23 protein-coding genes are annotated in these 19967 nt (G+C 69.8%); 16 read left to right on the top strand and 7 right to left on the bottom strand.

Features of this window, described 5'->3' with window-relative positions; all coding sequences use genetic code 11:
• On the bottom strand, positions 1-1810 hold a 1810-nt coding region (locus MXD60_RS09350; protein ID WP_248818607.1), incomplete at its 3' end, for an MDR family MFS transporter.
• A 57-nt stretch (positions 1811-1867) separates the two neighbouring features.
• On the bottom strand, positions 1868-2422 hold the full coding sequence (locus MXD60_RS09355; protein WP_248818608.1) for a MarR family winged helix-turn-helix transcriptional regulator: 555 nt from the start codon (positions 2420-2422) through the stop codon (positions 1868-1870).
• Between the two features lie 296 nt (positions 2423-2718).
• Between MXD60_RS09355 and MXD60_RS09360 the strand changes: the two genes are divergently transcribed.
• From MXD60_RS09360 to MXD60_RS09385, 6 genes are all read left to right on the top strand, one after another.
• On the top strand, positions 2719-3234 hold the full coding sequence (locus MXD60_RS09360) for a hypothetical protein (RefSeq protein WP_248818609.1): 516 nt from the start codon (positions 2719-2721) through the stop codon (positions 3232-3234).
• A 12-nt stretch (positions 3235-3246) separates the two neighbouring features.
• Positions 3247-4476 carry a sensor histidine kinase gene (locus tag MXD60_RS09365; RefSeq protein WP_248818610.1) on the top strand — a complete coding sequence of 410 codons (1230 nt, stop codon included), beginning with the start codon at positions 3247-3249 and terminating at the stop codon, positions 4474-4476.
• On the top strand, positions 4473-5261 hold the full coding sequence (locus MXD60_RS09370; protein WP_248818611.1) for a response regulator transcription factor: 789 nt from the start codon (positions 4473-4475) through the stop codon (positions 5259-5261). The genes MXD60_RS09365 and MXD60_RS09370 overlap by 4 nt, the downstream gene beginning before the upstream one ends.
• A 109-nt stretch (positions 5262-5370) precedes the next feature.
• Positions 5371-5550: a ribbon-helix-helix domain-containing protein gene (locus MXD60_RS09375; RefSeq protein ID WP_248818612.1), complete on the top strand. Its 180-nt coding sequence runs from the start codon at positions 5371-5373 to the stop codon at positions 5548-5550.
• A gap of 1 nt (position 5551) precedes the next feature.
• Positions 5552-5896: a VOC family protein gene (locus MXD60_RS09380; protein ID WP_248818613.1), complete on the top strand. Its 345-nt coding sequence runs from the start codon at positions 5552-5554 to the stop codon at positions 5894-5896.
• Positions 5897-6008: 112 nt separating this feature from the next.
• Complete coding sequence (locus MXD60_RS09385) at positions 6009-6845, top strand: class I SAM-dependent methyltransferase (protein ID WP_248818635.1); 837 nt, start codon at positions 6009-6011, stop codon at positions 6843-6845.
• Between the two features lie 190 nt (positions 6846-7035).
• Here MXD60_RS09385 and MXD60_RS09390 read toward each other — a convergent pair whose 3' ends face one another.
• The gene (locus tag MXD60_RS09390; RefSeq protein WP_248818614.1) at positions 7036-7680 is read right to left on the bottom strand and encodes a dihydrofolate reductase family protein; all 645 of its coding nucleotides are present in this window, start codon (positions 7678-7680) and stop codon (positions 7036-7038) included.
• Positions 7681-7862: 182 nt separating this feature from the next.
• On the opposite strand from MXD60_RS09390, the gene MXD60_RS09395 reads away from it, so the two are divergent.
• Together MXD60_RS09395 and MXD60_RS09400 are read left to right on the top strand one after the other, a co-directional pair.
• Entirely contained in the window at positions 7863-8231 is a 369-nt protein-coding gene (locus MXD60_RS09395; RefSeq protein ID WP_248818615.1) for a YciI family protein, read from the top strand.
• On the top strand, positions 8228-9496 hold the full coding sequence (locus MXD60_RS09400) for an RNA polymerase sigma factor (RefSeq protein ID WP_248818616.1): 1269 nt from the start codon (positions 8228-8230) through the stop codon (positions 9494-9496). Before MXD60_RS09395 ends, MXD60_RS09400 begins: the two co-directional genes overlap by 4 nt.
• A 70-nt stretch (positions 9497-9566) precedes the next feature.
• Here the strand turns inward: MXD60_RS09400 and MXD60_RS09405 are convergent, their stop codons facing one another.
• Together MXD60_RS09405 and MXD60_RS09410 are read right to left on the bottom strand one after the other, a co-directional pair.
• Positions 9567-11033 carry a DUF11 domain-containing protein gene (locus MXD60_RS09405; protein WP_248818617.1) on the bottom strand — a complete coding sequence of 489 codons (1467 nt, stop codon included), beginning with the start codon at positions 11031-11033 and terminating at the stop codon, positions 9567-9569.
• 574 nt (positions 11034-11607) lie between these two features.
• A complete protein-coding gene (locus MXD60_RS09410) occupies positions 11608-12033 on the bottom strand; it encodes a helix-turn-helix transcriptional regulator (RefSeq protein WP_248818618.1) in 426 nt (141 codons plus the stop codon).
• Positions 12034-12436: 403 nt separating this feature from the next.
• Between MXD60_RS09410 and MXD60_RS09415 the strand changes: the two genes are divergently transcribed.
• From MXD60_RS09415 to MXD60_RS09450, 7 genes are all read left to right on the top strand, one after another.
• Positions 12437-12901, top strand: coding sequence for a MerR family transcriptional regulator (locus tag MXD60_RS09415; protein WP_248818619.1), 465 nt, complete (start codon positions 12437-12439; stop codon positions 12899-12901).
• Between the two features lies 1 nt (position 12902).
• Positions 12903-13790: an LLM class F420-dependent oxidoreductase gene (locus MXD60_RS09420; RefSeq protein WP_248818620.1), complete on the top strand. Its 888-nt coding sequence runs from the start codon at positions 12903-12905 to the stop codon at positions 13788-13790.
• A gap of 348 nt (positions 13791-14138) precedes the next feature.
• Positions 14139-14936, top strand: a complete 798-nt coding sequence (locus MXD60_RS09425; RefSeq protein WP_248818621.1) for an alpha/beta fold hydrolase — start codon at positions 14139-14141, stop codon at positions 14934-14936.
• A 1-nt stretch (position 14937) separates the two neighbouring features.
• Entirely contained in the window at positions 14938-15552 is a 615-nt protein-coding gene (locus tag MXD60_RS09430; protein WP_248818622.1) for a TetR/AcrR family transcriptional regulator, read from the top strand.
• 543 nt (positions 15553-16095) lie between these two features.
• Positions 16096-16344 (top strand): type II toxin-antitoxin system Phd/YefM family antitoxin, encoded by a 249-nt coding sequence (locus MXD60_RS09440; RefSeq protein ID WP_248818623.1) that lies wholly within the window; start codon positions 16096-16098, stop codon positions 16342-16344.
• Positions 16341-16724 carry a type II toxin-antitoxin system VapC family toxin gene (locus MXD60_RS09445; protein ID WP_283098072.1) on the top strand — a complete coding sequence of 128 codons (384 nt, stop codon included), beginning with the start codon at positions 16341-16343 and terminating at the stop codon, positions 16722-16724. Before MXD60_RS09440 ends, MXD60_RS09445 begins: the two co-directional genes overlap by 4 nt.
• Positions 16725-16741: 17 nt before the next feature.
• Positions 16742-17134, top strand: coding sequence for a class I SAM-dependent methyltransferase (locus MXD60_RS09450; protein ID WP_248818625.1), 393 nt, complete (start codon positions 16742-16744; stop codon positions 17132-17134).
• A 95-nt stretch (positions 17135-17229) separates the two neighbouring features.
• Here the strand turns inward: MXD60_RS09450 and MXD60_RS09455 are convergent, their stop codons facing one another.
• Positions 17230-17796: an HhH-GPD-type base excision DNA repair protein gene (locus MXD60_RS09455; protein WP_308222414.1), complete on the bottom strand. Its 567-nt coding sequence runs from the start codon at positions 17794-17796 to the stop codon at positions 17230-17232.
• Between the two features lie 15 nt (positions 17797-17811).
• A complete protein-coding gene (locus MXD60_RS09460; RefSeq protein WP_248818626.1) occupies positions 17812-18102 on the bottom strand; it encodes an HhH-GDP family DNA glycosylase in 291 nt (96 codons plus the stop codon).
• 362 nt (positions 18103-18464) lie between these two features.
• Here MXD60_RS09460 and MXD60_RS09465 point away from each other — a divergent pair, with 362 nt between their 5' ends.
• On the top strand, positions 18465-19658 hold the full coding sequence (locus MXD60_RS09465) for a DUF6531 domain-containing protein (RefSeq protein WP_248818627.1): 1194 nt from the start codon (positions 18465-18467) through the stop codon (positions 19656-19658).
• Positions 19659-19967 lie beyond the last annotated feature (309 nt).

A 19967-nucleotide genomic window follows, 5' to 3' on the forward strand; every position in this document is an offset into this window, starting at 1 on the left:
GCGGGGGGGCGGGCGGCGCGGCCGCGCCGCCCAGGGCCACCTGGGCGGCGCGCTCCAGCTCGTCCTCACGCGCGGCCGCGATCAGCACGTTCTCGGCTGCGGCCGCCGCGTCGGCCTGGGCGGCCGCCTCGGCGCGGTTGGCCTCCAGGCCGGAGACCGTACGCAGCGGCACCTCCCGCAGCAGCAGCGCGAGCGGCACGGCGAGCACCATGACGATGGCGGCGACGATGAACACCAGGTCCAGGGCGTCCGAGAAGCCGGTCAGGAACGGGTGGGCGATGGCCTTGTCGAGTCCGTGCAGGAAGGCGGTGTCGTTCAACGAGCCGCCGGAGCTGACCCGCGCCACCTGGCCGGGATGGGCGGCGGCCGCCGAGGTGAACGCCGGGTCGCTGCCGGCGGCGGTGTACGCGGAGCCGATCCGGTCGGACGCGGCGCCGAACAGGATCGACAGGAACACCGCAGTCCCGAGCGTGCCGCCCATCTGGCGGAAGAAGGTGCCCGACGAGGTGGCCACCCCGATGTCCCGGGGGTCGACACTGTTCTGCATCGCGACCTGGAGGGTCTGGGCGTTCAGGCCGATCCCGATGCCGAACAGCAGCATCAGCAGGTCGGTGTGCCACAGCGGCGTGTCGGCGTGCAGGAAGGACAGCAGCGCGAGCGCGACGACCAGGGTGACCGACCCGATGACCGGGAAGATCCGGTAGCGGCCCGTCCGCGAGGTGATCTGCCCCGCCATCATCGAGGCGCCCATCAGTCCGATCATGAGCGGGATCATCAGCAGCCCGGCCTTGGTCGGCGACGCGCCCTTGACGATCTGCAGGTAGAGCGGGATGCAGGCCAGCCCGCCGAACATCCCGAGACCCACCATCAGGGACATGGCGGAGCCGACGGAGAAGGTACGGATGCGGAACAGCCGCAGCGGGATCAGCGCGTCGTCGCCCATCCGCCGTTCGGCGGCCAGGAAGGCGCCGAACCCCAGCACGCCGACGACGTAGCAGGCCAGCGCCATTGGCGAGGCCCAGCCCCACTCCCGGCCGCGCTCGGCGACCAGCAGCAGCGGCACGACGGCGAGCATGATCGAGATGGTTCCCCAGGTGTCGATCCGGGTCTCCTTGCGCTGCCGGCGGGGAAGGTGCAGCACCCGCTGGACGACGACCAGGGTGAGGATGCCGATCGGCACGTTCACCCAGAAGATCCACCGCCAGCCGGAGAGCCCGGCGATCGAGTCCTGGCCGGAGAGAAAACCGCCGACGACCGGGCCGAGCACGCTCGACGTCGCGAAGGTCATCATGAAGTAGCCCATGTACCGGGGGCGTTCCTGCGGCGAGAGGATGTCCGCGAGGATCGCCATCGCGAGCGCGATCAGCCCGCCGGCGCCGAGGCCCTGCAGGGCGCGGAACCCGGCCAGCATGTACATGCTCGACGCCAGCCCGCACAGGGCGGAGCCGACGATGAAGATCGAGATTGAGATCATGAACAGCGGCTTGCGCCCGTAGATGTCGGACAGCTTGCCGTAGAGGGGCGTCGAGATCGTGGACGTGATCAGGAAGGCGGTCGTGACCCAGGCCTGCACCGACAGGCCGTGCAGGTCGTCGCCGATGCTGCGGATCGCGGTGGTGACGACCGTCTGGTCAAGGGAGGCGAGGAACAGGCCGAGCAGGAGCGCAGCCATGATCGACAGGGTCTGGCGATGGGTGAGCGGGCCGGTGGGCGCGGCGGGCGCCGCAGCGCCGGATCCGGCGGGCGCCGGGACGGTGTCATGGGCGCGGTCGGTCCCGCGCCGCAGGTGCTTGGCTGATCGCGTGGACATCTGCCATCCAGGTGTTTGCGGTGGTGGCGTGAAGCGGGGGTGGGCGGCGGTGGCTGGTTACCGGCCGGACCGCGTCGGCGGGGCGCCGGACGCGTCGGCTCGCTGTGACCAGTTGGCCTGGTGTCTCTCGAACTCGTTGTCGAAGCGGCTCAGCAGGGAGGCGAAGGTGACGATGTCCTCGCTGCTCCAGCCGGAGAGCATCGCGGCGTAGTGCGTCTCGCGGTTGCGGACGAACTCGCGGTAGACCAGCTCGCCCGCCTCGGTCACGGCCAGCACGACGGCCCGGCCGTCGTCGGGGTCCGCGCGCCGCTCGACGTAGCCGTCGCGCACCAGGCCGGACACCTGCCGGCTCACCGTCGACGGGTCTGACTGCACCGCGACGGCGAGGGAGCCCAGCCGCATCGGGCCGCCGGCGGCCAGGCTCGAGATCAGGGCCTGCGCGGCTCGCTCCACGTCGTGACGGGCGGTGTCGAGGTACTGGCGACGGGCGCGGCCAAGGGTCCGCTGAATCCGCGAGAGCTCCTGCGCGAGGTGGGCGACCTGCTGGTTCCGCCAGTCCGCCGGCTCCTGGCCGGTCGCGGGCCGGACGGTCTCCATGATCGATAGTTCCATGTCACGCATCGTCATCCGCCCGTCAGTGCAAGTGCTCGAACGAGGCCCCGACCGGGCTCTCCGGCGCGCTACTGGACACCGTGAGCCCGTCAGATCGAGGACTGTATGTTTGCATCATACAAGTAACAACTCGGCACCCCCTGTTTTTCATCCCTCACGTCCGCGTGACATGACGCACAGGCACGGCTCTCGCCGCCCCCGTCCAGAGGGTGGATGCCACCTACCGGCGGCGATCTCCACCCGGTCTCCACCCGTGGGCCGAGGCGACCGACTTCCTAGATCACGATGCTGGATCCATGACGACGACAGACTGGATCCTCGACATCGTGCTCATCCTGGTTGTCCTCCGGCAGGTTCGGGAGGCCCGGGTGGACCTTCGGTTCGTGCTGCTGCCGCTCGGCATCGTCAGCTGGAGCGCGCACACGTACCTGCACTCCGTCCCCACCGCCGGGAACGACCTCGTTCTCATCGCCCTGTTCACGCTCGTCGGCACCGTCCTGGGTGTCACCGGTGGCCTTGCCACCCGGGTTCGCCACGACGGCACCCACCCGCTCGCCCGGGCCGGCGCGACCGCGGTCGTCCTCTGGCTGGTCGGCATGGGCGGTCGGCTCGTCTTCCAGATCTGGGCCAGCCACGGGGGCGGGGCGACGCTCGCCCGGTTCAGCGCGGCCCACGACATCACTACCGAGCAGGCCTGGGTCACCGCCCTGCTCCTGATGGCCTTCGCGGAGGTCGCCACCCGGATCGGGACGATCGTCATCCGCGCGGCCGCCGAGAGCCGGTCCGCCCGGCCCGAGCTCGCCCGCGTGTGACGCGCCAGCGACATGCCTTCTCTTTCCGGCAGCTATCGTCAGCGCGTGCCGCTCCCCGCCGCCCCGCCAGCCGAGCGGCGGGGGGCGACCTCGGCCCAGATCGACAACCCGAGCGTGCGCTACGCGACCACAGCTGTCCTCATCCTGGTGGCGGCGCCGGTCGTCCCGTCCGGGCTGACGGGCGCGCGGGCCACGGTCACCGTCGCGCTGCTCGTCGTCAACTGTGTGGTGCTGGCGTCGCGGCACCTGCCGGCCTCGGTCCTCCCGGCCCGGCCCCGGATCGCGCTGCTCGTCGTGGGCGCCGCCGCCGCGGCCGCGCTGATCGCCGTCAGCGGCAGCGGCTTCGCTCCGATGTTCGGCTACTGCATCGCCGGGCACGCCGGCTACCGCTTCCCGTCCGACCGGGCGGTGCCGATCGCCGTGCTGTGCAGCGTCCTGTCCGGCGGGGTGCTCCTGTTCCAGCTCGGCCCCGCGCATCTCGACATCCCCTGGTACGTCGGGGCGGCCAGCGGGTTCGCCGCGCCGCTGGGGATGGTGAACCGCAGCCGGCAGGCCGCGATCACCGCGGCGCTCGCCGCCTCCGAATCGGCCGAACGGGCCGCCCGCGCGGAGGCCCGGGAGGCCGTGCTGGCCGAGCGCGGCCGGATCGCCCGCGACGTCCACGACGTGCTCGCCCACTCGCTGGCCGGCATCAACATGCAGCTGGAGATGGCCGACGCGCTGCTGGAACACGGCGAGCTCGACCAGGCCCGGGGCGCCACCCGGCGAGCGCAGAGCCTCGTGCGGGAAAGCCTCGTCGAGGCCCGCCGGACGGTCACCGCCCTGCGCGAGGACACCCTGCCCCTCGCTGAGACCCTGACGGCCATGACCCGCTCCGCCGGCCATCCCGACCCACCCACCATCACCGGGCAGCCGCGCGAACTCGACACCCGAACCGCCCAGGCGCTGGTCCGCGCCGCCCAGGAGGCACTCACCAACGCCCACAAGCACGCGCCCGGCGCGCCCGTGAAGATCATCCTCGCCTACACCCCGGACGCCGTCGACCTCCAGATCGTCAACGGCGCGCCGCGCGACGGGCACCGCCCGCTCGCGGACACCGGCAGCGGAATGGGCCTGGTCGGCATGCGGGAACGGATCACCCTGCTCGGCGGAACCGCGACCGCCGGCCCGCACACCGACGGCGGTCCCGTGGAGCATCTGTCCGGCCGCGGCTGGCGGGTCTGCGTCACGATTCCCGCATGAGCACGGTCTCCCCCGACCAGCCCGAAACCTCCCCGTCCGGCGCGGCGCGGCCGATCCGGGTCGTCGTGGCGGACGACCAGACAGCGATCCGCGAAGCGCTCGCCACGCTGCTCGGGCTGTTCGAGGACATCGACGTGGTGGCCACCGCGGCGGACGGCGCCGCAGCCGTCGACGCCGCCGCGCGGACAGCGCCGGACGTCGTCCTGATGGACCTGCGGATGCCCGGCACCGACGGCGTCGAGGCCACCAGGATGATCGGCGAACGCCACCCGGAGGTCGCCGTCGTCGTGCTGAGCACCTTCGCCGACGAGGAGACCGTGCTGGCCGCCCTGGGCGCCGGCGCCCGCGGCTACGTCACCAAGGACTCCGGCCGCGACGACATCGCCCGCGCGATCCGCGCCGCCGCGGCCGGCCAGGCCGTCCTCGACCGCACTGTCCAGGCCCGCCTGATCGCCGCCGTCACCGCACCGCCCTCCCCCGTCGCACCGCCCGTACCGACCGCGCCGTCGGCTGCGGTGGCGTCACAGGCTCCGGCAATGCCGGCGAGGGCCGCCGGTGTTGTCGGCGCGACCGGAGCCGGGCCGCAGGAGCTGACCCCGCGGGAGCGGGAGGTGCTCGTCCTCATCGGCGAGGGGCTGTCCAACCGGGCGATCGCGCGCGAGCTGTTCGTCAGCGAGGCGACCGTGAAAACCCACATCAACAACCTGTTCGCCAAGGCCGGCCTGCGCGACCGATCCGAGGCCGTCCGCTATGCCTTCACCCACGGCCTGGTCCGCCCGTCCTGAACCGCGCGGTGGCCCTCACCAGGAATCGGTCTGTCGTCGGTCCCGGGACGAGCTGTCCCGCTCCGGCAACCGTGTTGGCGCCGCCGCGCTAGCATGCTAGCATTGCCCCGTGGGCGACGAAGACGTCAAACAGTTCAACGTGTACCTGCCGATCGGGCTGATCAAGCAGGTCAAACACCATGCCATCGAGTCGGGCATGTCCCTGTCAGCTCTGGTCGCGCAAGCGCTGCGCGACCACCTCGACGACGCCCGCGACCAGCCACCGCAATCATCCGGAACGGAGAGCTGACATGGCGACCGAAGGCATCGAAGCCGTCTTCCTGGAGACCCACAACTGGGGGAAGTCCGCGCGGTTTTTCCAGGCCCTGGGTTTCGAGCTCGACTTCGAGACCGACCACAACTCCGGCCAGCTCCGCAACGGCGACGGCCCGTATCTGTTCATCGCCGAAATCCCCGCGGACCGGGAGCCCCGCACGTCGATCGTGCTGAAAGCACCCACCGTGGAGGGGTTCCAGCCCGACCCGGCGGTCGAGGTGGTCACGCCGTTCGAGGACACCCACTACGGCACCAGGGAGATGACCGTCCGCGACCCCGACGGGCGCCTGTGGAACATCCAGGCCCCCGCCGGAAGCTGACAAGGAGAGGAACGCAGTGGTGACGAACCAGAACACCGGCGCACAGGTGCGCACCGGGTCGCCCGGCAGCGGAGATGTACCGGCCAGTGCCGGCGCCTCCGCCGGCACGGTCGTGCCGGACAACACGGCGGTGCGCGTCGCGCTCTGGCGGGCGCTGCACGTCCAGGTCGACGCTCCGCCGCATGTGCTCGCCGACGAGGTCGGACTGCGGCTGATCACCCCGGACGGCGACTGGCGCTCCCGACCGGACATGGATCCGCGTTTCACCAGCGGGTTCCGGGCCTCCATCCTGGCCCGCGCGCGCTTCGTCGAGGACCTGGTCGCCGAGCAGGCCGACCGCGGTGTCACCCAGTACGTCATCCTCGGGGCCGGCCTGGACACCTTCGTGCAGCGCCACGGACAGCTCGCCGGCCGTCTCACGGTCTTCGAGATCGACCGACCCCGCACCCAGGCGTGGAAGCGCGAGCGCCTGACCGACCTCGGCTACGGCGTCCCTGACTGGCTGCGGCTGGTCCCGGTCGACTTCGAGGCCAGCGGGGACTGGCTGACGCCCCTGTCCGCCGCCGGCTTCGATGACGGTCGGCCGGCCGTCATCGTCTCCACCGGCGTCACGATGTACCTGAGCAGGCAGGTCACCGCGGCCACCCTGCGCCAGATCGCCGGGCTCGCCCCCGGGTCGACGGCGGCGATGACGTTTCTGCTGCCCGCCGACCTGCTCGACGAGGCCGACCGCGCCGGGCTCGCCGCGTCGAAGACAGGCGCCCACTCCGCCGGCACCCCGTTCGTCAGCTTCTACACCCCGGACGAGATGCTGACGCTCGCCCGCGAAGCCGGCTTCGCGGATGTCCGGCACGTGCCGGGTCGTGAGCTCGCCGCCCGCTACTTCAGCGGCCGCACCGACGGCCTGCGTCCCTCCAGCGGCGAGGACGTCCTGGTCGCCACCATCTGATCGCCGGTCCAGTCGAGCCCGCCTACCTGATATTCCTGGGTCGGATCCTGACCTGACTTCCGCCCGTCCCCGCGAGGGTGGTGTTCCTGATCGTCGGCGCGGTGCGTCACGCTGGCTCCATGGGTGGCTGTCCCGCCCGACCGACGTCGAGCGGGCAGGACCCACAGCGCCGTCGTGCCGCCACCCGCGTCTATCGCCGCCAGAAGAAGTGGTGCACGAAACCGCTCGGGCGGGGGACGCGTTCCAGGTGGAAGCGGTCGGTCAGCTCGTCCGGGCTGTCCCAGAGGCGCAGGCCGCAGCCGAGTTCATGCGGGGCGACGGCGATGTGCATCTCGTCGATCAGGTCCGCGGCGAGGAACTCGCGAATCGTCGTGACGCCGCCGCCGATGCGCACGTCCAGACCGCCGGCGGCGGCCTTCGCCTGCCTCAGCGCCTCCTGCGGCGTGGTGTCGAGGAAGTGGAACGTCGTGTCGCTCAGGCTGAACGACGGTCGGACGTGATGCGTGAGCACGAAGACCGGCGTGTGGAAGGGCGGTTCTTCTCCCCACCAGCCCTGCCACTCGTGGTCCAGCCAGGGGCCGCGGACGGGGCCGAACTTGTTGCGTCCCATGATCTCGGCGCCGATGCCGCGGGTGAAGTCGCGGACGATGTAGTCGTCCAGCCCGCGGGTGCCGCCAGGCTCCGTCCGACGGATCCAGCTGGCCGTGGCCCCGGCCCAGGCGAACAGGTCGCCCGGGTCCAGCTGGCCGAACGGGCGCTCGAGGCTCTGTCCCTCGCCTGCCCCGATCCCGTCCTTGCTGACGTTGAAACAGTGGACCCGGACCCGCTGTGTCATGGCTACCTCCTGGGGCGTGGGCATCCCGCCTGTCGCGGTCGCGTGCAGGGTGGTCGTCGCCGACGTGCCCCGCGCGACAACGACGGCGAGGATTTCTGGCCGCGTCGTGTCGCGGTGGCGCTGGCGGCGACGACCATCTGGTGAGTTGCCACGCCGGCGGCCGCAGCACCAAGGAGGAGACCGTGAAATACCTGATCATCATGCAGATCGACCCGGCCGTGCTGGAGCAGCTCACCGAGGAGCAGCAGCGGCAGATCGGGGAGGGGCACGGCGCGTTCATCGCCGCCACCAAGGAGAGCGGCGAGTTCATCGCGACCCAGGCCCTCGCCGACCCCAGCCAGTCGAAGGTCGTGCGCAGCTCCGGCGGCCAGCCCGAGGTGACCGACGGGCCGTTCGTCGAGAGCAAGGAGTTCATGGGCGGCTTCTATCTTCTCGACGTCGAGGACGAGGCCCGGGCGCTGGAGCTCGCCCAGCAGATCCCCGATGCCGCCATCCCCGGCCTGGCCCTCGAGCTTCGGCCGGTGATGTTCGCCGACCTGGGCGAGGGATGATCACAGCCGAACACCTCGGCGAGGGCCGGTGGCGCGAGCTCGCGCGCCAGGCCCTCGCCCGGTTGCTGCGCAGCTATGGCAGCGCGCGGTTCGACCTGTGTGAGGACGCCGTCCAGGAGGCGCTCATGCAGGCGCACCAGCAGTGGCCGGCGCAGTTCCCCGACGACCCGCTGGGCTGGCTCGTCGCGACCGCCCGGCGCCGGTACGCCGACCGCGCCCGCAGTGACGCCCGGCGTCGGGATCGCGAGACCCGCGCCGCGTTGCTGCAGGCACCGGTGACGCCGGAGGCCGTCCAACGGGACGACTCGCTGCTGGTGCTGCGGCTGTGCTGCCACCCGGAGCTGCCCCGTTCCGGGCAGGTCGCGCTGACCCTGCGCGCGGTCGCCGGGCTGAGCACCGCACAGATCGCCAACGCCTACCAGCTTCCCGAACGCACCATCGCCCAGCGGATCACCCGGGCCAGGCGTCGCCTTGGTGAGCTCGGCCGGCCGCTACCACCGCCCGGGCACGCCGGCGAGAGTGTCACCGCCGTCCTCGACGTGCTCTACGTGATGTTCTCCGAGGCGCACCACACCACCGCCGGCGCACCTGTCCGCGACGCGGATCTCGCCGTCGAGGCGATGCACCTGGCGCGGCTCCTTCGCCGCGGCGTCCCCGAGTCCACCGAGGTCACGGGGCTGCTGGCGCTGATGCTGCTCACCGAGGCCCGCCACCCGGCCCGGGTGGGTCCGGACGGACGCCTCATCTCGCTCGACGAGCAGGACCGGGCACTGTGGAACCAGGAGCTGATCAGCGAGGGGATCGGGCTCGTCGACCAGGCCGCCCCGGGCGCCGAACCCGGCCCGTACCTGATCCAGGCGTGCATCGCGGCCCTGCACGCCGAAGCCCCCGACATCGCGGCGACCGACTGGGTCGAGATCCTCGCGCTCTACCGCCTTCTCGAAATCGTGACCGGTCATCGCAACCCCACGATCGCCCTCAACCGCATCGTCGCCCAGGCCATGGTCGACGGTGTCGACGTCGCCCTCGCCCAGATCGACGCGTTGGAAGCCGACCACCCGGGGCTTCCCCGCCTCCACGCGGTGCGCGCCCATCTCCTCGAGCAGGTCGGCAGGCCCGATGAGGCAGCGAGGGCCTACCGACGAGCCATCGCCGCCACCGTCAACCTCGCCGAGCAACAGCACCTCAGATACCGCCTGCGCCGCCTCGCCGGCGTGACCGTGGGTCCGGTCGGGGCAGCGAGCCGTCCGCCGCGCCCCCGGTGAGGAGACGCCGAGACGCCTGATCCGGGGTTCGCGGGCCCGTCGTGCTGGGCTGCGAACCCCGGCCACGGGCCTAGTTGCCGCCGCTGTTGGTCGTCACGAAGCTGACGGTGGAGGAGACCTGCTCCTGGACGTAGTTGGCTTTGTTCTCGGCGGATTCACGGGGCACGAAAATTGCCGACAGGGTGTAGCTGTCGATCTGGAGGTCGCTTGTCGTGAAGGTGATGACTGGCGGCGTGTCCGGTGAGTGGACGAGAGCCGGAACGGGCGGGCACGGATTCCCACTTGCCGTGTCACAGGCCCAGAAGTAGCCCCCGACTGGCGCGGGAGCCGCCTGGTTCGCGGCGTTGACGAACGACGCCGTCCAGCTCGCGGTGCCGGCTGAGCTGATGTCGATGACGCTGGGGTTGCCGGGCCCAGGGGTGATCACCACGGCGACCGGCGCCGGCTGGGAGGTCTCGTCCACCGAGGCCGTGTTGCTGGCCGGGTTCGGGTCGTCGGTGGTCGACGTCGCGGTCGCGGTGACGGTCTGGGCGCCCAGAGCCACGTCACCGGCGAGGCCGCTGATCGTCAGGGTGGCGCTGGCCGTGGGGGCGAGGCCGCCCACCGTCCACGTGCCGCTCGACTGGTCGAAGGCGGTGGAGCCCGACGGGGTCACCTGCGGCGACACCAGTCCGGCCGGCACCGCGACGTGCACGGCGACCCCGGCCGACGCCGTGACGTCGCTGGTGTTCGTCACCGTCGTGCTGAAGGTGACGTTGGTGTAGTAGGTCGGCGTGGTGGTGGAGACCGACTGGGTCACGGCGAGATCCGCGCTGTCCGTCGTGGAGCCGCTGACGGTCAGCGTCGCGGTCGCGCTGATCCCCCGGGCGGTGGCGGTGACGGTGTGGGCGCCCGGCTTGGTGGCAGTGCAGACCGCCCTGGTGCACCTGCCATCCGGTATGATCTTGTAGTTGGTGCCGGCGAGCGTCGAGCCGAGGGCGTTGCCGAAGGCGTCGAAGCCCGTGACGGTGTATGCCTGGCTCGCCCCGGGAGCGATCGTCGCCGACGCCGGGCTGAGCGACAGGCTGGCCAGCGGGCCGACCTTGATCGTGATGGTGTCCGCGGCCGCGAAGGGAATCGGCGCTGCCCCGACCGGCGTGAAACTCGCGGCGAACACGTAGCTGCCCGGCGTTTCCGGCCCGGTGACATTGCCGTAGGTGATGACCGCGGTGTTCCCCGCGGAGCAGTTCGACGCGATGGTGACCATCGTCGAACCGTCAGCCTGGGCGGCGGTCCCGGTGATCTGGAACTGGGCGCAGGTGGTCGTCGCGCTCAGGTAGCCCGCCCCCGCGGGCGCGCCGGTCTGGGGTGCCGAGAACCCCGCCGGGACATCGATGTTGATCGTGCCGGGAACCGCACCCTTGTTGGGAGCCGTGTAGTTCCAGCCGAACGTGGCGCCCTGGACCCCGGTCGCGGCCCTCTTCGTGATCAGTTTGAGCGCTCCGGCACGGACGACGGGTGTCGCCGCATCGGCCGCCCCACCTACCGCTACGCACACCACCAACGCGACACTCGCGAGTGTGACGATCCGTTTGAATCGGGTGGCCCCCCGTAGCCGACACGCCGCGTTACGAATGTGCATTTCCCCGTGCCCCCATGGAATTAGGTCGACCTGCTCGGGGCCGACCGTACCGTAGACCGGGCCAGCCGGGATTCCCGTGAATCAGCGACGAGAATTGCCGGCGGTACACACACTGCGCACGGATCGCGAATACACCGAGTGAACGGTGGTCGCAACTGAACCCCGACATTTACCGCAGATGGCGGAGCCGCCGGTACAGGAGGCGTCGTCGTGGCCTTTCCCGGGCGGCGATCACCCACCCCCTCCTCCCGATGGGCGTGGGTGATCGCCCCCTGGACGTCGGAACGGCCGGACCTCGATCTTGCGGTTGCGGGCCTTCGATCCCTCGGGACCATGCCTCAGCGCTACGGCTCGTCGCCCTGGGGACGTCTCCCCTGGTTGGCGTTGACGCCGAGCAGGCCGCCGATGCCGAAAGCGGCGATGGCGGCGAGACCGCCGACCACGACCTGACGCACCGCCCCCCGCAGCGGCGAGTTGCCGGAGATCAGGCTCAGGGTGCCACCGACAGCGGCCAGGGCGAGCCCGCCCCAGGGACGAGGGAGTCGATCGCGGGCGGTGGGGCGGCGCCCGCGGCGGCGGATCCGAGCATGTCCGCCAGCTCACGCTGGGGTGCGGCTTCTCCCATCGGGACAGCGGCCTGGATGCGGTCGAACCTGAATCCCCGCGGCGCGTTCCGCGCGCGGCACCAGGCCAGGAGGTACCAACGGCCCTGGGCGGTGAGCAGGCCGGCAGTACCCCCGCCACGGCCGGTAACGCTGTAGACGGGTACTCCGGTCTCGGTCAGCGCCTTCAGGTCGCGTTGGACGGTGCGCTCGCCGACCTCCAGCCGCCGGGCGAGCGCCGCCACCGTCAACGGCCGCGGCGCCACCGCCCGCAGCTCCTCCACCAGCGCGTAGAGGCGATCGGTGCGCGTCACGTAAACGACGCTACGGCAACGCCTCCCACCCGCGACAGGAACTCGTTCTGCCAGCGCAGCTCCCGTTCCGTGACCGTAAGCGGAAAAGAGTGAACCCGTGCATCGCCCCGGCCACCACCTCCAGCTCGACGGGGCTGCCGGCTGCCCGCCACCGCGCGGCCAGGAACAACGAGTCGTCCAGCAACTGAGCTGACACATCGGCTACACCCGCTTGGTCATCGAACCCCGGGAAGGTGCAGCGCCAGCATCCGGGAGAGAGCGGCGAACGCCCGCGCCAGCGGGATCTACCGGTCCCTGATGGTCTCTGAAGGACGGAGTCGGCGGCGTTCGTGGGCGAGCGCTGCTTGCCTTCACGCCGACGACAAGGTTTAGCGTCTTCACTGAGCCGACCGAGGGAGGCGGGATGCTGATCGGCGAACTGGCGACCCGGGCCGGCACGAGTGCCCGCGCGCTGCGCTACTACGAGTCGCACGGATTGCTGCGACCGATGCGTTCCGCCAGCGGCTACCGCGTGTACGACGAGGAGGAGTTGCGCGTCGTACACGAGATTCGGGCGCTGCTCGCGGTGGGTTTCGACCTCGACGACATCCGCCCGTTCGTCGCCTGCCTGCGGGCCGGTAACACCTCGGCAGACGTATGCCCGGACTCGCTGCTGGTACTGCGACGCAAGCTCGCCGAAGTCGATTCGTACATCGAGCGGCTCTGTTCTGTTCGGCAACAGCTGCAGAGCCAGATTTTCCAAGCGGCCGCGACGCGACCGTGTTCAGCGGCCGCCGGCGGTGTATCAGAATCCACCACGTCTGACATTCCTTCCCGCTCGACCGGCGAGGGCCGGCAAAATTTGGACACCAGCCAGCGAGGCGATTGAGATGAAGTTCGCGATCAGTTACATCACTCCCTACTACGGAGTCGACCCGGATCGGATAATCGCATATGCACGACACGCCGAGGAATGCGGCTTCGAAGCGCTGTACCTGCCGGAGCACATCGTGCTGTATCCTGGCGCGGCGATCGGGCCGGTCGAAATGCCACCGTCGTCGCCCTACGCCGATCCGCTCGATTTTCTGAGCTTCGTCGCCGCCGCCACGGACCGGATTCTGCTTGGCACGGGCGTGCTGCTCCTGCCCTATCACCACCCCGTCATCCTCGCCAAGCGCCTGGCCACGATTGATGTTCTCTCCAAGGGGCGGATGCGGCTGTTGACCGTGGGGCTTGGAACCCTGCGGGGTGAGGCCCGGGCCATGGGCGTGGATTTCAGCACTCGCGGTCGCCGCGCTGACGAGGCAATCGATGTGTTGCGGCTGCTCTGGGAAGGCGGCGACGAAGGGGTGAGCTTCCATGGCGAGTTCTTCGACTTCGACGCCCTGTGCAGTTTTCCGAAGCCCCATGGCTCCACCCATCTTCCCATCCACATAGGCGGATCAAGTCTGGCGGCGGCACGCCGCGCCGGGCAGCGAGGCGACGGCTACTTTCCTGGCGGCGCGCTCGCTCCCGATGAACGCGACCTCCGCGACCTCCGCGACCTCCGGCTGGGCCTCGCCAGATCCACGGCCATCGAGGCCGGTCGCGACCCGAACTCCGTGGAGTACACGCGATGGGGATCGATCGACATGACCCCGGAAAGTGTCGAGATGCTTGCCGCGCAGGGCGTCACACGTGTGGTCGTTGCCGCCGCTTCCACCGACCCGGCCGAGCAGCGACACGAGATGACCGCGTTCGCCGAGCGATTCCGTCTCGGCGGCCACCTGTCCGCCTGAACCCTTCCTGACGCCGCCTCGCCCGGCATCTCGGTCATCTGGGTGAACCGCGCCGGCAGACAACGCACGCTGCAAACACGGGGCACCTACGAGGCGCCAGATTTGGCATCCATCCGAGGAGTGCTTCCAGGAATCTTCCGATCAGGTTCGGATGAGCCCGGAGCCTGACACTCGTGGAAGAACAGGACTGGCGGTCAGCCGACCGCGCGCGTCCCAGGAGCGCTGGCGCCATGATCCGGCGCCGTGATCCAGCGGTCCCATCGAGATCCAGGAACACTTGACGCCGATAGCTAAGATGCATAGCCTCCTGGCTACTTACAATATCGGAGCTTGTCATGGGAGCTTGCCATGGGAACCGAGTACCTGGAACTGCCGGACGGGCGCATCGCCTATGACGTGACCGGCCCGACCGACGGACGACTGGTCGTCTGCCTGCACGGCATGGGTGACACCCGGCGGACGTTCCGCTTCCTCGTACCGAGGCTGGCGGCGGCGGGGTACCGGGTCGCCTCGGTGGACATGCGCGGCTACGGCGAGTCGAGCGCCGGCTGGCCGGACTACCGGGTCGAGTCGACTGGTGCGGACCTGGTCGCGCTCATCCGGTACTTTGACAGCCCTGCTGTGGTCATAAGCCACTCCATCGCCTGTGCGGCGGCGGCATGGGCTGCGGCGGAGTCACCCGACGATGTGAGCGGGTTGGTGCTGATCGCGACATCTTCTGGGGAGAGCTCGGTCAAGGCCTGGATGAAGCCCGCCGCGAGGCTGGTCGCCAGGAGCGCCGCCCTGTGGGGGATGTACTACCGGTCGTTGTACCCGACCACGAGGCCAGACGACTTCGACCAGTACGTCAAGGACCTGAGGACGAACCTGCGTGAGCCGGGGCGGCTGGCCGCGCTGCGCGCACAGATCGCCGGGGCGTTGGCCGGGGTGCGGCTGCGGTACCTCGACGTACGCTGCCCGACGCTGATCGTGATGGGTACCAGGGACGCCGAGACGCCCGATCCGGCGGCCGAGGCGAACCTCGTCGCCGAGATGCTGGCACCGACCGGCATCGTCAAGCTCATCGAAGGATCGGGCCATTACCCACACGCCGACATGCCGGACGCGACCGCGGCAGCGGTCCTCAAGTTCCTGGTAGATGTCTAAAATGCCGAGAGTTGGGCTGTCCTCCGACGCCGTCGTGGACGTGGCCATCGAGCTGGTGGACGATGTCGGACTGGACGCGTTGACCCTGGCCGCGGTTGCCGTCCGCGTCGGAGTCGCAGCCCCCTCGCTTTACAAGCACATCGACGGTCTTGGCGAGCTGCGTCGGCTGATCGCGGTGCGGTCGATGAGTGAGCTGGCGGACCGGCTGACCGCGGCCGTCCTGGGGCGCAGTCATGACGACGCCCTACGCCAGCTGATGCTCGCATACCGCACCTACGCGCTCGAGCACCCGAACCGGTACGCGGCACTGCCGCAGCACCCAGTCTCCGATCCGGACCTGGCCACCGCGGGGACCCGAGTCGTCGACGTGATCCTCGCGGTGCTCGGCGCCTACCAGCTCGACGGCCCCGAGGCGATCCACGCCGCCCGGTCCATCCGCGCCGCGGCCCACGGCTTTGCCGCGCTGCAGACCGCCGGCGGGTTCCAGCTGGCCGAGGACACCGACGCCAGCTACGAACTACTGATCCATATGGTCATCGCCGGCCTGCTCCATATCCGCGGGTCGGTACACCTTGATCGGCAGGAGAGGTCGGCCAGTACGGGAGCGGATGAATAGCCCCCGCGCGACCGCTAACCGACAGGCCCGGGCTGGTCGCCAAGAGCGCCCTTCTGCACTCCGAAGCCAGGCCAGCGCCGCGACCCGCTTCAGCAGATCCTCGCCATCCACGGCAGCCGTCCACACCCGCGCGGCGTCACCGTCGTAGCTGTCGATGACGATCTGACAGAGCTACTGGGTCCGCTGCGCCATCGCCGCCGGGAAGCGGTGCAACGCGAGCTGGACGGAGAGACCGCGGCCGACTCGTCCGGATCCATCCCCGCCAGGTCGGCCGCGTCCAACGAACGGCCGAGCCGCCGCGTCAGCTCCAGCGGGGCCGCGAACGCGCGCTCCAACGGGATCTGCTGGTCGCAACAAGTCGGACAGACAAGGAGCGCGCAGAGATCTCTGCGCGGACTCCCGCGGGGCCCCTGCGCACGATCTCCTCAACTGGTCCGCGGTCATCGCGGGCGCGTCACGGCTCCCCACCATCTCCATGGCAGCCAGGTCAGCGGCGTCGAGCGGACGACCGAGCCCGGGTAGCACAAGTGCTATCCTGGGAGCGTGGACGAGATAGGACTGCGTGAGGTGCGGCAGAACGCGAGCGAGCTGGTGAGGCGGGCCCAGGCCGGCGAGCGACTGACCATCACGGTCTCCGGCCGGCCGGCAGCCGTTCTAGGCCCAGTGGCCCCACGCGCGTGGCGGCGTTGGGACGATCTCACCGAGGTCTTCGCCCTGCCGGCCGACGCCGACTGGGCCGCCGATCGCGAACTCGTCGACAGCACCGTGACGGACCCTTGGGAAGATCGATGAATCGGGGTGTCCTCGACACAAGCGTACTGGTGGCCACGGACGTCCTCCCGATCCCCGGCGAACTGGCAGTCAGCGTCATCAGCATCGCCGAACTCCAGTTCGGTGTTCTCGTCGCCAGGACACCCGAGGCCCGCGCGAACCGACTCGCCCGGCTCAGTGCACTCCAACGAAGGTTCGCCCCTCTCCCGGTGGACGACGCCGTCGCCGACAGCTATGGACGACTGGCCGCCCGAGTCGTCGAAATCGGCCGCCAGCCACGGGCACGGACGATGGACCTGCTGATCGCGGCAACGGCGCACGCACACGGAGCCAGCGTTTATACCCGCAACGCCGCCGACCTGGCCGGCCTCGAAGATCTCATTACAATAGTGACAATCTAGGAAAGTCGTCCTTCCGTATGCGACATCGAATATTCGAGCAAGCCAGCAATCTTCGATCTCATCCAGCCGTAACGCGGCGGATTCCCTACCCCGTGGCATTGGTCGACGATCTCGTCCGGCGTACCGGGCCATCCGGGTGCGGCAGGCTGCTGGATCTGGCGTGCGGGACGGGCCAGCTCACGTTCCCGTTGCGCCGATGGTTTCGCGACGTATGGGCCGTCGACCAGGAAGCGGACATGATCGAGGTCGTGCGCTCCGCGGCGGTCGCCGCGAACGCGGTCGAGGTCCGGCCGATCGTGTCGAGCGCCGAGACACTGCACGCCGATACGGGCTCCGTTGAGCTGGCGGTCATCGGCAACGCATTCCATCGACTCGACCGGGATCTGGTCGCTGGCCGCCTCCTTGGCTGACTCAGGCCGTCAGTTTCGCCTATGACCTGGCCCATAAGCCCTCGTGATCCGGCTCGGCCGGCCGACGGCCTCAGACCCCGCCCTTCGTCGCGGCGTCAGGCGCCTCCCGCCTTGGCGGCGGCCTTCATCGCTTTCTTGTACTCCCGGACCTGGTCACGGGTGGAGACGTCGGTGATGTCCGCGATGGAGCGGAACGTGCCCTCGTCCCCGAACGGCGCGGACGCCTCCCGCCACCCCGGCGGGGTCACGCCAAGCTGCTTGGCCAGCAGCGCCACAAAAATCTTGGCCTTCTGCTGCCCGAACCCCGGCAGCGCCGCCACCCGCTTGAGCAGTTCCTTGCCGTCGGCCGCGGTCGTCCACACGCGAGCCGCGTCACCGTCGTAGGTGTCCACGATGAGCTGGCACATGGCCTGCACCCGCTTGGCCATCGAACCGGGGAAGCGGTGCAGCGCCGGCACCTGCGAGAAGATCGCGCCCAGCGCGTCGGGGTCGTACTTCGCCAACTCCTCCGCATCCAACGGCTGCCCGAGACGCCGGGTCAGCTCATGGGGAGCGGCGAACGCCCGCTCCAGAGGAATTTGTTGATCGCAACAAGTCGGACAAGCAAGGAGCGGAGGAGCTCTACGCGGACTCCCGCAGGACCCTGCGCACGATCGCCTCAACCTGATCCTCGGTCATCACAGGCGTGTCACGGCTCTCCACCGCGCGGGACAGGATGCGACGAACCAGGGCCGACGTCGGGATGTGCTCGGCGACCGCGCGAGCCTTGAGCGCATCCGCACCCGCGCGGCGTCACCGCAGTAGCTGTCGATGATGATCTGGCGGAGCTTCTGCGTCTGACCCGCCATCGCGGCGGGAAAACGGTGCAGCCCCGGCTGCACGCTGACGACCGCCGCCAGTTCATCCGGGTCCATCACCGCCAGGTCAGCCGCGTCCAGTCCGCGGCCGAGCCTGCGCGTCAGCTCCAAGGGTCACCATCAGCGCGGACCACCCGTCGCCGCCCGAGCTGGCAACTGCTCGGGCTCTTCGGCGCGGCGGCGGCCTGCGAATAGTCGGTAGCTTCGCCCGAAACGGCGGCCCGGCCCATGACCGAGCTTGACCATCGCCGGCCTGGTACCAGCCGACGGCATCACAGCCTCGAGTGAATCATCTCAATGAGCTCGCTCACCTGGCCTTTTGTGATGAATAGCCGATTTGTGGTACAAAATGGACCGCTGTTACGGGTCGACCACGACAGCCGGTGATCATCCTGACCTGAGCCGTTGGAGGCATAGCGGTGACACCTTGCTTGAGAGACCTGCTCGTTCCTTGTTGCTCGGCCGGCTAACTGGTGGCCACCAGCGCGGCTGACCCGGACGATCTGCAGACATTCGTCACAGACGCCGCAACGGCACGGACCGAGTTGTCAAGCGCGGTCTCCTCCGTGCAGGGCCTCTACGACTCGGTGCTGTCGGGGATTGGTTCACAGTATACGTTGAGCCATCCGGACCTGTGGGCGAAGTTGTCCACCCACCTGACCGACGCCCAGGAGCGTGAGCGTTTCGTCGACAGTGTCAGGGGGGCCTTTGTCGCAGCGGACAGCGATTCCCCAGGAACAGCGGCCGGAATAGTCACGATCAGCGATACCATGATTGCTGCCGCGCTGATCAAAGCTGGTGTGGGCGCCTTGCCCTCAACAGAATTGACGGTGGATGCCCCGGAGCTTCGGGGCCGTCCGTTGGACAGCGGTTTCGCCGAGGACCCGGTGTGCACGGCCAACGGCAACCTCGTCGAGTCCGAGCTGGACCTGCCGATGCCGGGGAGAGCGGCCGGCCTGGGCTGGCAGCGTACCTACAACTCACGAGCCTTAGCCGACCGCGGTGCGCTTGGTCTGGGCTGGAGCTGCTGGGCCGACGCCGCCCTCGACCTCACAGCGGACGTCGTGCGGTGGCGGTCGCCGGACGGCGCGGAATGCCTGGTGCGGCGCCCGACCGCGGGCCATCCCTCCCCGATGCCGCTACTGGGCGCCATCCTCTATGCCGTAGCTGCCGCCCCCTCCGGTTTGGCGGAGGGAAGCCCCAATGGGATCGCACCCGCCGCCGAACCCGAATCTGAATCTGACCAGCCAACGGCACCGGCCCGCGGGCCGACGGCTTACGCAGCGGCGGCCGGAGGCTTCCGTTTTGTGCGTGATGCCGGGCAGGCTTCCGAAGAGAGCTGGTGGTACGACCCGGCGGGCCGGCCGGTCCGGATCGAGTCCGGTCCCCGCGCCTGTGTGCTCGACTGGGAAAACGAGCGGCTCGTCCGGATGTCGGAACTACGCTCGGGCCGGTATCTGACGCTGGACTGGGACACCAGCCGGGAGCTCATCGTCGGGGTCCGCACCAGCGACGGCCGGTCGGTGCGCTACCGCTATGACGATACGGCGAACCTGATCGAGGCCAGCGGCGGGGCCAAGCGGCACGCGAACCTACCGGGCGCAGGCCGGCCTGTTGCTCGGGATCGTGGATGCCGACGGTGTCGAGCTGGTCCAGACCCACTATGACGAGGCAGGCCGTGTCATCAGCCAGCGCTCCCCCGAGGGGAGGCTGACGCGGTTCAGCTACTCAGGCGGTTACCGCACGATCGTCAGCGACGAATCGGGCGGCGCGATCAACAGCTACCAGCACGACCAGGCCGGCCGGCTCACGGCCGTCGTTGATGATGCCGACCACGCGATGCACCGGAGCTTCGACGCGGCCGGCCGGCTGGTCGGTGTTCGGGAGCGTTCTGGTGCGCGCTGGTCCATGGAGTATGACACCGTCGGTAACCTCATCCGGCGGACGGGCCCCGAGGACTTCGACGAAGCCTTCAC

It is taken from the genome of Frankia sp. AgB32, assembly GCF_023243045.1.
Taxonomy (GTDB): domain Bacteria; phylum Actinomycetota; class Actinomycetes; order Frankiales; family Frankiaceae; genus Frankia.

Bases quoted from the DNA above. Each gene is read 5' to 3' on its own strand.
- MXD60_RS09390 (WP_248818614.1), bottom strand. From the start codon at position 7,680: ATGACACAGCGGGTCCGGGTCCACTGTTTCAACGTCAGCAAGGACGGG.
- MXD60_RS09415 (WP_248818619.1), top strand. From the start codon at position 12,437: ATGCTGATCGGCGAACTGGCGACCCGGGCCGGCACGAGTGCCCGCGCG.
- MXD60_RS09425 (WP_248818621.1), top strand. From the start codon at position 14,139: ATGGGAACCGAGTACCTGGAACTGCCGGACGGGCGCATCGCCTATGAC.
- MXD60_RS09360 (WP_248818609.1), top strand. From the start codon at position 2,719: ATGACGACGACAGACTGGATCCTCGACATCGTGCTCATCCTGGTTGTC.
- MXD60_RS09370 (WP_248818611.1), top strand. From the start codon at position 4,473: ATGAGCACGGTCTCCCCCGACCAGCCCGAAACCTCCCCGTCCGGCGCG.
- MXD60_RS09445 (WP_283098072.1), top strand. From the start codon at position 16,341: ATGAATCGGGGTGTCCTCGACACAAGCGTACTGGTGGCCACGGACGTC.
- MXD60_RS09420 (WP_248818620.1), top strand. From the start codon at position 12,903: ATGAAGTTCGCGATCAGTTACATCACTCCCTACTACGGAGTCGACCCG.
- MXD60_RS09450 (WP_248818625.1), top strand. From the start codon at position 16,742: ATGCGACATCGAATATTCGAGCAAGCCAGCAATCTTCGATCTCATCCA.
- MXD60_RS09400 (WP_248818616.1), top strand. From the start codon at position 8,228: ATGATCACAGCCGAACACCTCGGCGAGGGCCGGTGGCGCGAGCTCGCG.
- MXD60_RS09430 (WP_248818622.1), top strand. From the start codon at position 14,938: ATGCCGAGAGTTGGGCTGTCCTCCGACGCCGTCGTGGACGTGGCCATC.
- MXD60_RS09365 (WP_248818610.1), top strand. From the start codon at position 3,247: ATGCCTTCTCTTTCCGGCAGCTATCGTCAGCGCGTGCCGCTCCCCGCC.
- MXD60_RS09380 (WP_248818613.1), top strand. From the start codon at position 5,552: ATGGCGACCGAAGGCATCGAAGCCGTCTTCCTGGAGACCCACAACTGG.
- MXD60_RS09355 (WP_248818608.1), bottom strand. From the start codon at position 2,422: ATGGAACTATCGATCATGGAGACCGTCCGGCCCGCGACCGGCCAGGAG.